At 60.7% G+C, this 12,699-nt stretch carries 14 protein-coding genes; 7 read left to right on the top strand and 7 right to left on the bottom strand.

The window, feature by feature from the left end; genetic code table 11:
- The first annotated feature begins 92 nt into the window (after positions 1-92).
- Genes EEB13_RS25545 through EEB13_RS25525 form a run of 5 tightly spaced genes read left to right on the top strand, consistent with a single transcriptional unit; the run spans position 93 to position 4,189 of the window.
- A complete protein-coding gene (locus EEB13_RS25545) occupies positions 93-632 on the top strand; it encodes a DinB family protein (protein WP_092806222.1) in 540 nt (179 codons plus the stop codon).
- A 49-nt stretch (positions 633-681) separates the two neighbouring features.
- Positions 682-2,295: an FAD-binding oxidoreductase gene (locus EEB13_RS25540; RefSeq protein ID WP_410055780.1), complete on the top strand. Its 1,614-nt coding sequence runs from the start codon at positions 682-684 to the stop codon at positions 2,293-2,295.
- Positions 2,292-3,209, top strand: coding sequence for a diacylglycerol kinase (locus EEB13_RS25535; RefSeq protein ID WP_141486535.1), 918 nt, complete (start codon positions 2,292-2,294; stop codon positions 3,207-3,209). Before EEB13_RS25540 ends, EEB13_RS25535 begins: the two co-directional genes overlap by 4 nt.
- 51 nt (positions 3,210-3,260) lie before the next feature.
- Positions 3,261-3,455: a hypothetical protein gene (locus tag EEB13_RS25530; protein WP_095888232.1), complete on the top strand. Its 195-nt coding sequence runs from the start codon at positions 3,261-3,263 to the stop codon at positions 3,453-3,455.
- 47 nt (positions 3,456-3,502) lie between these two features.
- On the top strand, positions 3,503-4,189 hold the full coding sequence (locus EEB13_RS25525) for a TetR/AcrR family transcriptional regulator (RefSeq protein ID WP_095888233.1): 687 nt from the start codon (positions 3,503-3,505) through the stop codon (positions 4,187-4,189).
- A gap of 8 nt (positions 4,190-4,197) precedes the next feature.
- Here EEB13_RS25525 and EEB13_RS25520 read toward each other — a convergent pair whose 3' ends face one another.
- Positions 4,198-5,382, bottom strand: a complete 1,185-nt coding sequence (locus EEB13_RS25520) for a metallophosphoesterase (RefSeq protein WP_045068605.1) — start codon at positions 5,380-5,382, stop codon at positions 4,198-4,200.
- A gap of 123 nt (positions 5,383-5,505) precedes the next feature.
- Here EEB13_RS25520 and EEB13_RS25515 point away from each other — a divergent pair, with 123 nt between their 5' ends.
- Entirely contained in the window at positions 5,506-6,123 is a 618-nt protein-coding gene (locus EEB13_RS25515; protein WP_033232375.1) for a GyrI-like domain-containing protein, read from the top strand.
- Here the strand turns inward: EEB13_RS25515 and EEB13_RS25510 are convergent.
- The 3 genes from EEB13_RS25510 to EEB13_RS25500 all read right to left on the bottom strand — a co-directional run bounded on the left by EEB13_RS25510 (position 6,102) and on the right by EEB13_RS25500 (position 9,134).
- On the bottom strand, positions 6,102-7,046 hold the full coding sequence (locus EEB13_RS25510) for an oxygenase MpaB family protein (protein WP_261984647.1): 945 nt from the start codon (positions 7,044-7,046) through the stop codon (positions 6,102-6,104). The genes EEB13_RS25515 and EEB13_RS25510 overlap by 22 nt on opposite strands.
- 65 nt (positions 7,047-7,111) lie before the next feature.
- The gene (locus EEB13_RS25505) at positions 7,112-7,501 is read right to left on the bottom strand and encodes an RNA-binding S4 domain-containing protein (protein WP_033232374.1); all 390 of its coding nucleotides are present in this window, start codon (positions 7,499-7,501) and stop codon (positions 7,112-7,114) included.
- A gap of 37 nt (positions 7,502-7,538) precedes the next feature.
- The gene (locus tag EEB13_RS25500; RefSeq protein ID WP_141486534.1) at positions 7,539-9,134 is read right to left on the bottom strand and encodes an MFS transporter; all 1,596 of its coding nucleotides are present in this window, start codon (positions 9,132-9,134) and stop codon (positions 7,539-7,541) included.
- Positions 9,135-9,243: 109 nt separating this feature from the next.
- On the opposite strand from EEB13_RS25500, the gene EEB13_RS25495 reads away from it, so the two are divergent.
- A complete protein-coding gene (locus tag EEB13_RS25495; protein ID WP_141486533.1) occupies positions 9,244-9,693 on the top strand; it encodes a MarR family winged helix-turn-helix transcriptional regulator in 450 nt (149 codons plus the stop codon).
- A 69-nt stretch (positions 9,694-9,762) separates the two neighbouring features.
- Here EEB13_RS25495 and EEB13_RS25490 read toward each other — a convergent pair whose 3' ends face one another.
- The 3 genes from EEB13_RS25490 to EEB13_RS25480 form a co-directional block, all read right to left on the bottom strand.
- Positions 9,763-10,611, bottom strand: a complete 849-nt coding sequence (locus tag EEB13_RS25490) for a 3-hydroxybutyryl-CoA dehydrogenase (RefSeq protein ID WP_033232372.1) — start codon at positions 10,609-10,611, stop codon at positions 9,763-9,765.
- Between the two features lie 86 nt (positions 10,612-10,697).
- Positions 10,698-11,855 carry an acyl-CoA dehydrogenase gene (locus EEB13_RS25485; protein ID WP_045068613.1) on the bottom strand — a complete coding sequence of 386 codons (1,158 nt, stop codon included), beginning with the start codon at positions 11,853-11,855 and terminating at the stop codon, positions 10,698-10,700.
- Positions 11,856-12,004: 149 nt separating this feature from the next.
- The gene (locus tag EEB13_RS25480) at positions 12,005-12,697 is read right to left on the bottom strand and encodes a TetR family transcriptional regulator (protein ID WP_141486532.1); all 693 of its coding nucleotides are present in this window, start codon (positions 12,695-12,697) and stop codon (positions 12,005-12,007) included.
- Positions 12,698-12,699 lie beyond the last annotated feature (2 nt).

Below are 12,699 nucleotides of genomic sequence, written 5' to 3'. Positions count from 1 at the left end.
TTGTGGAGAAGTTCTAATGAGGACCGTTTCTGTCCGCATTGGGTTCTACCGTTGTTTTCACAGGCAAGATCCCACAAACAAAGGACGAACCGATGAACGCATCGACCAGCACCCTCACCGGCGAGCGCGCGGACCTTATCCAGACCTTGCGCGAGCATCGCGGGTTTCTACTTGTCACTGTTCGGGGCTTGACCGACGAACAGGCAGCGTCGCGGCCCACCGTGAGTGAACTGTGCCTCGGCGGATTGATCAAGCATGTGGCCCACACCGAGCGGGGATGTGTGGATTTCATCCTGGAAGGCCCATCCGGTATGGGTGGGGATGTTGATCCGGCGAAATTCACGCCGGCGATGCTTCAGGCGCGCGTGGACGAGTTTGCCATGGTGGGAGACGAGACCTTGGCCGGCATTGTGGCCGAATATGAGCAGATCGCGGCGAGGACGGATGAGTTGGTGGCATCCTTGGACAGTCTCGACATCTCGCATCCGCTGCCGTCTGCGCCGTGGTTCGAGCCTGGTGCGCGCTGGTCGGCCCGGCGTACGCTGCTCCACATCATTGCCGAGACTGCCCAGCATGCAGGCCATGCGGACATACTTCGCGAAGCGATCGACGGTTCCAAGACAATGGGATGATCGACCCACCTATGTTTACACATCACACTGATGTGTAACACTGGTAGGCATGAGTACCGAGAAATCTGCCTTGCAACCGCCGATGCAATGGGACGCGTGGGGCGATCCGGCAAAGAAGCGTGAGCTGTCGGACGCGGTCGTAGCTTTGCTGACCGGATTTCTTGGTGTATCGGCCCCGAAGCAATCCCGACTTGCCATTGGGGACGTGCGAGTGACGCCGTCCGCTCTGTCTCAGGCGCACGTCGACGCGCTGGCTGACGTGGTCGGCGCGGAGTACATAACTACGGAGGATTCGGATCGGATTCTTCGAGCCGGTGGCAAGAGCACCCCGGACTTGTTGCGTCGCCGTAGCACCGAACCCCAGGACGCGCCGGATGCAGTAGTCACACCCGGCACGGACGCCGAGGTGGAGCAGGTTCTGCGGTACTGCGGGGCCAACAAGATTGCCGTAGTGCCGTTCGGCGGCGGTACCAGCGTCGTCGGCGGATTGGATCCCATCCGGGACGGGTTCGACGCGGTACTTTCTCTTGATCTTCGACGGTTCGATCAGCTTGTCTCACTGGACGAGGAATCCGGCATCGCCACGTTCGGCGGCGGAACAACGGGACCGCACGCCGAGGAATTACTGCACGAGTACGGCTTCTCCGTCGGACACTTCCCGCAAAGTTTCCTCTTTGCCACGCTCGGTGGTTTCGCGGCGACGCGTTCCTCGGGACAGGCGTCGGCCGGTTACGGACGTTTCGAGGATATGGTCCAGGGTCTCACCGTGGTCACTCCGAGTGGTGTGCTCGAGACCGGTAGAGCGCCGGCATCGGCCGCGGGTCCTGATCTCGGGGAACTGTTTGTCGGCTCCGAGGGTACTTTCGGCGTCATTACGCACGTGCGAGTGCGGGTTCACCGACTTCCGGAGACGACGGTTCGCGAGGGATGGAGTTTTCCCGACTTCGCTACCGGCGCAGCAGCATTGCGCGAGCTTGTTCAGGAAGGGTCAGCACCGACAGTGCTGCGGTTGTCGGACGAAGCCGAGAGCGGCGTGAACCTGGCGACCACCGACAAGATCGGCGAAAATGCCTTCACGGGTGGCTGCCTCGGCATCACCACCTATGAAGGCACGGCCTCGCATACCGCAGAGCGAATGGCTGAAGCCCGCGCAATTCTCACCGCGCACGGCGGAACGTCGCTCGGCGCTGAACCTGGAAACAGTTGGGAACACGGACGGTTCGATGCACCGTATCTGCGTGACGCACTGCTCGACGTCGGCGCGCTGTGCGAAACTCTCGAGACGGCAACGACGTGGGGCAATCTTGCGAACCTGCGCTCGTCGGTCACAGAGGCATTGACCAAGGCATTGGTCGAGCAGGGCACCCAGCCGCTTGTGATGTGCCATATTTCGCACACATACAAGACCGGTGCATCCCTGTACTTCACCGTGGTGTGCGCTCAGACCGAAGATCCGATTGCTCAGTGGCATAAGGCCAAGACAGCAGTCGGCGACGCCATCATCGCTGCCGGTGGCACGATTACTCATCATCACGCTGTCGGTGCGGACCATCGGCCGTGGATGAAGGACGAAATCGGTGAATTGGGCGCGAATATTCTTCGCGCAGTAAAGAATGCAGTGGACCCCGCCGGCATCCTCAATCCTGGAAAGCTGATTCCTTGAGCCAAACCCGCAGTCAGATCGAGAAGGTAACCGTCCTGATCAATCCGATGGCGGGACATGGGCATGCGCCCACAGCCGGCCGCAAAGGTGTTGCGCGACTGCGTGAACGTGGAGTTGCCGTCACCGAGATCATCGGCACTGATGCTGACGACGCCAAGAAACTGGCGCGTCGGGCGATCGAAGACGGTACCGACGCTCTCGTGGTGGTCGGTGGAGACGGTGCCATCAGCATCGGACTGCAAGCGGCGGCGCTGACCGACACGCCGATCGGACTCATTCCGGCGGGCACGGGAAATGATCACGCCCGCGAATTCGGAATTCCCACAGGTGATCCCGAAGCTGCCGCTGACGTGATTGCCAACGGGATCGTGCAGCAGTCAGACCTCGCGAAGATCACGCTGGCCAACGGGTCCGTGGTGTGGTCAGGCACGATCATTGCCAGTGGCTTCGACTCGTTGGTCAGCGAGCGGGCGAACAAGATGACTTGGCCCAAGGGGCGAATGCGCTACAACCTGGCGATGCTTGCCGAGCTGGCGAAGATGCGGCCGCTGCCGTACCGGATCGAACTCGACGACGAGGTGATCACCATGGACGCGACGCTCGTGGCAGTCGGTAACGGGCGATCCTACGGCGGCGGCATGCTCATTACGCCTGGTGCGTCCAAGACCGACGGTTTGCTGGATGTGACTGTTGTCGGGCATGGTTCACGGCTGCGTCTGGTGCGCCTCTTTCCCCGGGTCTACAAGGGAACACACATCCATCTGGACGCGGTGTCGACGTATCGATCCAAGAAGGTCAGGCTCATCTCCGAGGGCATCATCGCTTACGCCGACGGTGACCGAGTGGGGCCGCTACCGATCACGATCGAAGCAGTGCCGGAGGCTCTGAGGATTCTGAGCGCTGAACCTGTGTAACCGGAAGGGGTTTTGCCGTCCCGGCGCAGGCGGTGGTGTCAGACTTCCCCGATGAACGAATCGTCGAAGTCGGTGAACCGCCGCACTGCGTGGACGTCGGAACAGGTGGCGGATCTGGCCGAGGAGGTTCGATCATTGGCTACGCGGGCGCACGGCGTTGATCTCACGTCCGTCGACACTGATGCACTGCGCCGCGAATTGGCGTCGAGGAGTGCTCTGCCGCGGCGCTCTCCGTCGGAGAACTGATTCGCTGGGCAGATAACAATAGACTGGTGGTCTGATATTCTGGCCGGATGGTGGCGACTCACGGATTTCAGCGCGCGCGCAAACCGGAGCAGATCGAGGCTCGGCGATGCGCCATTCTCGACACCGCCCGCGCTCTACTCGGATCCAGGTCCGTTGCAGACATCAGTTTGCGTGAACTCAGTGAAACCGTCGGACTGGCAAAGTCGAATGTGCTGCGGTACTTCGACAGTCGTGAGGCCATCTTCCTGGAAGTCCTGGACGAGAACTGGGTGGCGTGGCTCGACGGTTTGGAAGCCTCGGTGATCCCGACCGACGACAGCTCGCCGTTTGCCGCCGAGATCCATCTGGCGTCGACCATCGCGGAATCGCTTGTCCCTCAGCGTTTGCTGTGCGAACTGCTGAGCGTGATGGGGAGTGTTCTCGAGAGGAACATTTCGGAGGACTTCGCCCGCGACTTCAAGAAACGTGCAGCGGTCAACACGACTCGGCTTGCATCACTTGTGCATTCGCAATTGCCTGATCTTGCAGATAAGGACGCGGCACATTTTGCCAAGGCAACTCTGGTGATCGTCGCAGGAATGTGGCCATACGCTGAACCGGCAAAGTCTATGGCTGTTGTTCTGGGTGAGATGCACGCACCACCCGCCGCGGAAATGTTTGCCACGGGGCTCCGGGAAGGTCTGGTCAATCAACTCGTCGGGTTGTCTGCACGGGCGGCAACCCGAACGAGCTGACTGACATCTCAGGAGCTGTGCAAGGTCAGTACGGTGATCTCGCTCGGCGCGAAGACTCGGAACGGTGGGCCCCAGAATCCTGTGCCACGGCTCGTGTACAGCTGGGTGCGTTCGCCGTGACGGGTGAGTCCGGACACTGACGGTTGATCGAGTTTGACCAGGAAGTTGAAGGGCCAGATCTGACCGCCATGGGTGTGTCCGGCCAGCTGTAGATCAACTCCGGCAGAAGCGGATTGGGGAACCTGCTTCGGTTGATGGGCGAGCATCAGGATGGGCAGTTCAGGATCGGCTCCTGTCAATGCGTCCTCGAAGTTCGCCCCGTGCCCTTCCAGTCGCGACCCCAATGCGGTGGCGTCGTCGACGCCGGCGATCACCAGGCTGTCGCCGCCTTTGGTGACAACGATGTGGCGGTTGTGGAGCGAGTCCCAGCCGATCGACGTCATGTAGTCGAGCCACTCCTGTGCCTCGTGGAAGTACTCGTGATTGCCGGTCACGTAGACGCGGGCAAGCCTGGCATCCACCGAAGCGAGCGGAGACGTTTGGTTGCGTCGCTGCTCGACTGTTCCGTCGGCGATGTCTCCGACATGGGCCACGATGTCCGCGTCGAGTTCGTTGACGGCGGCAACAACCCGAGACGACCACTTCGCCCGGTTGATCGGACCGAAATGGGTGTCGGTGATTGCGACGACACGAAGCTTGTCCATGCCGGCGCCGAGGCGCGGAATCGTGACGTCCACGTGCTTTATCCGTGGCAATCGCATCGCTTCGCGATAACCCCAGATCAGTAGAGCTGCCGAGATGATCAGTGCCGCAACGGCAACAACGCGTGCGCGAAGTGGGTTCTCCACCCCGCCGACGAGTAGGCCGAGCCGCAAGACCTCGCCGAGCAATGTCCAGACGAACACGACCCAGATGATTCCGAGGAGCGCATCGCCGACCAGTCGAAGTCGATCACGATCGGTGTGTCCGTTGCTCAGCACCATGCTGGCGGGCAGGGCGATCAGGAGGGCAGCAAACACGACGGTGCCGATAATCGTCACGGCGCCCGGCCAGTCCGGTCGAATGACCAAGCTCCACCAGGGATAGGCGAACAGCAATGCCAAGATCGAGGCGACGATCGCGCTGATGGCGACGATCCTCAGTGGCTTGCGGCGCTGGACGTGGGCAACTTCGGTCGCCGGTGGTGTAGTCACCCCGTCCAGAGTAAAGGTCCAGTGGTCTATTAACAAGGGGACGGCGGTCCGCTATTTGGACGTCGGTACCTTCGGATAGGTTGCGAGGCGTTGGAACTCGACCCGAGACCAGGTGGGTGGCACATGGAAAAGTTCGACGTCAAAAAGGCATACAAGGAACTGTATGCACCGAGTCGGCGCGATTTTTCGCTGGTGACCGTGCCGCGTTTCAGTTACTTTGCCGTCGATGGCCACGGTGATCCCAATACCGCCACCGAGTACTCCGAGGCGCTCGAAGCGCTCTATGCAGTGTCCTATGCCACCAAATTTGCGAGCAAGAAGGAACTGGACCGGGACTATGTGGTGGGACCGCTTGAAGGATTGTGGCGGGCCGACGACCCCGAGGCGTTCGTAACGCGCGACAAAGCGTCGTGGGACTGGACGATGATGATCTCGCAACCGGAGTGGATCACGTCAGCCGAACTCACTGCCTCGATTACCGCAGTCGGTGCAAAGAAGAACCTCGCAGCTCTCGACAAGGTGCGGTTCCTCGAACTGGAGGAGGGCCTGTCTGTGCAGATCCTCCACATCGGGTCGTACGACGACGAAGCTCCGACCTTGGATCGCCTGCACCACACCTTCATTCCGGCGAACAATCTGAGTTTCAACGGTGATCATCACGAGATCTACCTCAGTGATGCACGCCGGACGCAGCCCGAGAAGCTCAAGACGGTTCTGCGTCAGCCTGTTTCGAGGCCGTGATTGCGGATCCCGGCATACGCGCGTGGTGCATATCGTGCGCGAAGTGGCAGAAGATGCCAGAAACGATCCGACAACGTCAGAAAGCGCGCGAACCAGACGTATATGCGCTCATCTCGCGCAGTCCATTCCCATTCGAGGGTCTGACGTGCCTTGTCGGGCATCAGTGCCTTGCAGATCCAGTTCGAGGCAGCAACCGTCGGGCGCGAGATGAGCGTCCACGCCCAACGTGGCACCTTGGGTGGTGGGGCGATTCGGTGTTCGGCGACGCGTGTCGACCACTTGGTGGTGTGGGTATTGATCAATTGATTGTCGAGCATGTCTTCCCAGTATGCGTGAAAGCTCGCGTAGTTGTCGAAAGCCGGCCGATCAGTGAGACCGTAACAGCGCCACCACGTTACGGCTTCGCGGACGAGTTGATCCTTCTGTTCTTCGGTGAATTTCTTGTACGCAAACCGCTCGTTGAAATCGAGGATTACCTCGAAGAACGTAACGTGGGTCCACCAGAAAGTGTCCGGAGTCAGTGCGTGATACCGCCGGCCGGTTTCGTCGGTTCCCTTGAGTTCGGTGTGAAAGTTACGGACGAGCGTTCCGGTGCCGTGATCGTTCTGGTCGTACACAACGCCGTAAATGGGGGGAAGCGAGCGGAACAGCCGATCGAGAGGATCGGTGAAGAAGTTCGAATGATCTTGCAGCGCACCGCTGACCGCTGGATGCATATTCTGAAGGGTTCCAGCGCGTGCGAGGTACAGCAAGCCGCGAATGTCGCCGAAGTGCAACCACGTCAGGGAGCCGGGTCCGATGGGAGCAGCTCGAAGTGTTCGCGGCTCGGGATTGCTGACCGACTTCTCGGAAACCGTATCTGCATCGTTGGTCATTCCGGTGACCTCTGTCTCTCGCGCGGACATGACAACGCATGTTGTCATGTTTCGACTTTCGCGTCACCGGGCAGAAATGTCAATGGTTATGCGGAGATTGACGCCATCGAAGTTCAGAGATCGATGCCCCGTAGTTTCTCGAGATCGCGTCGTTCACGTTTGGTGGGGCGGCCCGCTCCGCGATCGCGCATCGGTATCGACGCCAGCAATTCCGGGGGCGGGGGCGGCGGTGAAATGTCCTTCAAGCAATCGTCGACCAGCACTGCGCCAACTCGTTTGGTGATGGGCTTGACCACGACCACGATGCGTTCGACGCCCGAAACGCGTACCCGAACCTCGTCGCCGGCTTTCACTTGCTGAGCAGCTTTTGCCGAAGTTCCGTTCACCCGCACATGGCCGGATCGGCACGACGCCGCAGCCTGGGACCGGGTCTTGAAGAGGCGGACAGCCCACGTCCAACTGTCCACGCGGACACTGATCGCGTCGGGAGGTAGTTGGGCCATGGTCACGACGATACCGGCCGTGTGAGTGGTGATGCGACTACGGAACCTTGAGGGTAGTGGAGGCGCTCGCCGGCTCGTCTTGCTCGATGTCCGCTAGTTGCTCGATACCGGTCTTGGTGCCGAGAACGGCATTCGGGAGGAAGATGACGCAGATCAGGGCAATGACGGCAAACGGAATCGAAATGAGGAATACCTCCCCGACTCCCTGCCCGTATGCCGATTCGACGATGTCGCGTACGGGATCTGACAACGTGTCGATGTTCGGGAGTGCCCCCTCCGTCAGTCCGCTTGCCGATCTCGCGATACCGGATTCTTGTAGCCCGTTCTCGATTTCGGTATCGACTCGCGCAGAGAGGGCTGCTCCGAGCATCGTCACACCAAGGACGCCGCCCAAGCTGCGGAAGAATGCGGCGGCCGAGCTGGCCGCGCCGATCTCGCGCACGTCCGTGGCATTTTGTACAACGAGGACAAGGTTTTGCAGCAGCATGCCGAGGGCGAGACCGACGAGCGGCAATGCAAGAAAGAGCACGACGATATTGGTGTCGACTCGCAAGGTCGAGAGCAGGATGCTGGCCACGGTAAGTAGAGATGCTCCCGTGATCAGCCATGGTTTCCAGTGCCCGGTGCGCGAGATGAGCCCACCCACGACAGTGGATGCGATTAGGTTTCCGGCGACTTGGGGGAGCGTGATCAGGCCCGCTCCGGTTGCCGATGCGCCGCGGCTGAGTTGCATGTACTGGCTGATGAAGATGGCGACGCTGTAGAGGACTATGCCGACGCACACGCTGGCCACGATCGACAGCGTGAAGGTTTTTCCGCGGAACATATGCAGGGGGAGTACGGGGTACTTCACCTTGCTCTCGACAACCAGCGTCACGGCAATCAGCACCGCGGTGCCGATGCCCATGCACCAGGACACCGCGGAGTTCCACTCGAATACCTTGCCGCCGAGCGAGAGCCAGATGAGGAGTGTCGAGATCGCGGCAGTGAGAAGGACCGATCCGATGTAGTCGATCCGTCCGGTGCCCTTTCGTCTCGGCAGGATGAGCTTCAACTGGATGACGATCATCGCGACTACCGCAAAGGGAATGACGATGTAGAAGTTCCAACGCCAGCCGATGGTATCGGTGACGAGGCCGCCCACGAGAGGTCCGCCGGCGGTGCCTGCCACGACGACAGCCCCGAGGACGCCCATGTACTTGCCGCGTTCGCGAGGGCTGATGATGTCCGAGATGGCGATCTGAGAGAGGGTGATCAGCCCGCCGGTTCCGATTCCCTGAACCAGCCGCGCTGCGATCATCAGTGTGGGTTCACTCGCGAAACCGGCCGCAAGTGAGCCGACCATGAAGATCAGGAGCGCGATGTGCAGTAGAAGTCGACGGCTGAAGAGGTCGGCCAGCTTGCCCCAGATCGGTGTGCAGACGGTGACTGCGAGCAGTGATCCGGTGACGACCCAGGTAAGGGTCGTCTGATCGCCATGGAGATCGGTGACGATGCGCGGGAGGGACGTGTTGATCACCGACGTCGACAACACGGCGACAAGCATTCCGATGAGGATTCCGCCGAATGCTTCGTTCACTTGGCGTCGAGACATTGTCGGCGCTGGTCCGCTTTCGCCGGTCGATTCCGTCATGGGGTTCCTCGCCTAGCCGTCAAAGTATGTGACCGAAGTCAATCACATTTAGTTGATTTCAGCAACTATATTGCGGAACGGGTGACGTGGAAGGTCCTATGCTGACCAGGTGAGGTCGACAAAACCTGAAGCTGATATTCACGCGATTCAATGGGCAATCCGGCGGCTGGTGCAAGGTTCCCGGAAGACGCTGATCGCCGACGCGGGTGCGGCTGTACCGGAGATGACTCCCGCTGCTTTTGTCATCATGACGCGCGTCGTCGATATGTTTCCGGTGTCGCCCGCGGCCATCATCGCGGTTACAGGTTTGGACCGAAGTGTCGTGAGTCGAAATCTGACTGCTCTGACCAAACAGGGCTATGTGGTGTCCGAATCCGATCCGGATGACGGCCGGGTCTCGCTGTTCTCTCCGACGCCGGACGCTGCGGCAAAGTTCGGTGAGGCGAGCAGGGTGAATCGTGATCGGATCGCCACCGCGATCGGCGACTGGTCCCCAGAGGATGTGTCGACGTTCGTCACATTGTTGGAGAGATTCAACAAGTCTGCCTACGAGAGCTGAAGGATACAGAAGGACTTTCGGCCCCACACCTTCGGAAAAGTATGGGGCCGAATGCAAATGCCGAACAGGTTACGCGTAGTCGTAGAAGCCGCGACCGGTCTTCTTGCCGAGGCGGCCGGCGTCGACCATGCGGCGCAGCAGTGCCGGGGGAGCGTAGTGCGGCTCGGCGAACTCTGCGTACAGCGACTCTGCCGCTGCGAGAGCAACATCGAGGCCGACGGTGTCGAGGAGCGTCAGCGGGCCCATCGGGTAACCGCAGCCGCCCTTCATTGCCTCGTCGATGTCTTCGGCGGTGGCGTAGCCGGAATCGAGCATCCGGATTGCCTGGCACAGGTACGGGATGAGCAGTGCGTTGACGATGAAGCCCGAACGGTCGCCTGCGCGAACTGTCTTCTTGCGCAACGTGTTCTTCGCGTAGTCGGTGACCGCGAGGACAGTCTCTTCGGACGTGGTCAGGCTGACCACGATCTCGACGAGCGGCATGACCGGCACGGGGTTGAAGAAGTGAACGCCGACAACCTGGCCGGGGCGCGAGGTGGCCTTGGCGATCTTGATGACGGGGATCGACGACGTGTTGGTCGCCAGGATGCCGGCCGGCTTCACGATCTTGTCGAGCTTGCCGAAGATCTCGTACTTGAGGGCTTCGATCTCGGGAGCAGCCTCGATCACCAGATCGCGATCGGCGAACTCTTCCATGTCCAGGGTGACGCGGACGCGAGCGATGGCGGCGTCTGCTTCTTCCTGGGTGATCTTGCCCTTGGCTACGCCGCGGTTGATCGACTTGGCGATCCGCTCGCGTGCGGAAGCGGCAAATTCTTCCTTGGTTTCGAGTACCAGCACCGAGCTACCGGCTTTTGCACATACCTCGGCAATGCCGGCACCCATGGTGCCGCCGCCGATTACGCCTACAAGTTCCACAATTCTCCTCAAAATTAGGGGCAAGCCCCTGTGCGCCGTTCCGGTAGTCAGAACTACCAGAAAGGCGCACAGGGGCGCGAAGCGCCTTACTTCAACAGCGCACGCGACATCACGACGCGCTGGATCTGATTCGTGCCTTCGTAGATCTGCGTGATCTTGGCGTCGCGCATCATGCGCTCGACGGGGAAGTCGGTGGTGTAACCGGCGCCGCCGAACAGCTGAACGGCGTCGGTGGTGACCTCCATGGCAACGTCGGATGCAAAGCACTTGGCTGCAGCGGAGATGAAGCCGAGGTTCTTCTCGCCGCGCTCTGCGCGAGCAGCGGAGGTGTAAACCATCAGACGTGCGGCTTCGACCTTCATTGCCATGTCGGCGAGCATGAACTGCACAGCCTGGAAGTCGCTGATGGACTTGCCGAACTGCTTGCGATCCTTGGTGTAAGCCAATGCCGCGTCGAGGGCGCCCTGAGCAAGGCCGACGGCCTGTGCACCGATGGTGGGACGCGTGTGGTCGAGGGTTTCGAGTGCCGTCTTGAAGCCGGTGCCCGGTGCGCCGATGATGCGGTCGCCGGGGATGCGGCAGTTCTCGAAGTACAGCTCAGCAGTGGGGGAGCCCTTGATGCCGAGCTTCTTTTCCTTCGGTCCGACGACAAAGCCCTCGTCGTCCTTGTGGACCATGAAGGAGGAGATGCCGTTTGCACCCTTGTCCGGATCGGTGACAGCCATGACGGTGTACCAGGTGGACTTGCCGCCGTTGGTGATCCAGCACTTGGAGCCGTTGAGGATCCAGTCGTCGCCGTCGGCCTTTGCGCGGGTGCGCATGGCGGCTGCGTCGGATCCGGCTTCGCGCTCGGACAGTGCGTACGACGCCATTCCGCCGTTCACGAGGTCCGGGAGAACCTTGGCCTTGAGCTCTTCGGAGCCCTTGAGGATCAGGCCCATGGTGCCGAGCTTGTTGACGGCGGGGATAAGTGAGGAGGAGCCGCAGACGCGGGCAACTTCTTCGATGACGATGCAGGTGGCAACGGAATCGGCGCCCTGGCCGTCGTAGGCCTCCGGGACGTGGATGGCGTTGAAGCCCGACGCGTTCAGTGCGGTGAGTGCTTCCTCGGGGAACCGGGCGTTCTCGTCGACGTCCTTGGCGTGCGGCGCGATTTCCTTCTCGGAGAGTCCGCGGATAGCGGCCCGCAGTTCGTCGTGCTCTTCGTTCAGAGAGAAGAGATTGAAGTCTGGGTTTCCGGCCATGGGAGCACTCCTTGATGGAAGGTGGATCGAACGGCGCCAACAGAACCAGCATGGCTCGTCGGCGGACTGGTGCCAATGACGTCAGTCAAACACGGCACTCAGTGCCAGGTCAAGGAAACGGAGTGTGACGTTGTGGTGCACGATGCGTGTCAGCCGAGTTGTTCGTGAATTTTCCTGCTGATCTCGTCGGCCGAAGTGCCCGGCGGAAATGCTACTACCAGCACAGACCTTTCTTCGGGAGTGCTGGTCTTGGACCCAGGGGCCACGCCGTACGTACGACGCACATTCAGGAGCGCTTGGCGTAGTGCATCGGCCGTGGCGTCGGAATCGCCCTTGATCATGCTGCGCAAGAGATAGTTGTGGCACGCGGTGACAGCGGCTGCGAATCCGACAACCTCGATCACCGGTTCGCGGGGGACAGCGCTCCGCAGATAGTCGACAAAGAGTCGCTCGTACCGGAACCCGGTGACCAGTTCGCGGTCGCGGAGAGCGGGAACATGCTGCACGACGCGATATCGCCGCATCGACAGATCACGGTTCTGCTGGAAGAAGTCGAAGACCAGGCCTGCTGCTTCGCAGACTGATGCCCACGGGTCCGCGGATTCGGTGGACAGGAATTGCGCGACATGCGTGAGAAGCGATTCGTGATCGGCGAAAATCACGTCTTCCTTGGAGCGGAACTGCCGAAAGAACGTGCGCCGCGATACCCCGGCAGCAATGGCAATCTGTTCGACGGTGGTGGCTTCGTAGCCGTTCTCCGAGAACAACCGGATCGCTTGAGATGCGACGTGCACCCGAAACTGCGCGGGGTCAGTTCCGGGTATGTCTGCGCGTTCACTCATGG

It is taken from the genome of Rhodococcus sp. WS3, from assembly GCF_003797085.1.
Classification (GTDB): Bacteria; Actinomycetota; Actinomycetes; order Mycobacteriales; family Mycobacteriaceae; genus Rhodococcus_F; species Rhodococcus_F globerula.
Note: the sequence above shows the minus strand (reverse complement) of the source record. Positions and strands in the feature narration are given on the sequence as shown.

What these genes read in the sequence shown, in the direction of transcription:
- EEB13_RS25545 (WP_092806222.1), top strand. Translation starts at nt 93, where the DNA reads ATGAACGCATCGACCAGCACCCTCACCGGCGAGCGCGCGGACCTTATC.
- EEB13_RS25540 (WP_410055780.1), top strand. Translation starts at nt 682, where the DNA reads ATGAGTACCGAGAAATCTGCCTTGCAACCGCCGATGCAATGGGACGCG.
- EEB13_RS25530 (WP_095888232.1), top strand. Translation starts at nt 3,261, where the DNA reads ATGAACGAATCGTCGAAGTCGGTGAACCGCCGCACTGCGTGGACGTCG.
- EEB13_RS25525 (WP_095888233.1), top strand. Translation starts at nt 3,503, where the DNA reads ATGGTGGCGACTCACGGATTTCAGCGCGCGCGCAAACCGGAGCAGATC.
- EEB13_RS25515 (WP_033232375.1), top strand. Translation starts at nt 5,506, where the DNA reads ATGGAAAAGTTCGACGTCAAAAAGGCATACAAGGAACTGTATGCACCG.
- EEB13_RS25510 (WP_261984647.1), bottom strand. Translation starts at nt 7,046, where the DNA reads ATGACAACATGCGTTGTCATGTCCGCGCGAGAGACAGAGGTCACCGGA.
- EEB13_RS25505 (WP_033232374.1), bottom strand. Translation starts at nt 7,501, where the DNA reads ATGGCCCAACTACCTCCCGACGCGATCAGTGTCCGCGTGGACAGTTGG.
- EEB13_RS25500 (WP_141486534.1), bottom strand. Translation starts at nt 9,134, where the DNA reads ATGACGGAATCGACCGGCGAAAGCGGACCAGCGCCGACAATGTCTCGA.
- EEB13_RS25485 (WP_045068613.1), bottom strand. Translation starts at nt 11,855, where the DNA reads ATGGCCGGAAACCCAGACTTCAATCTCTTCTCTCTGAACGAAGAGCAC.
- EEB13_RS25480 (WP_141486532.1), bottom strand. Translation starts at nt 12,697, where the DNA reads ATGAGTGAACGCGCAGACATACCCGGAACTGACCCCGCGCAGTTTCGG.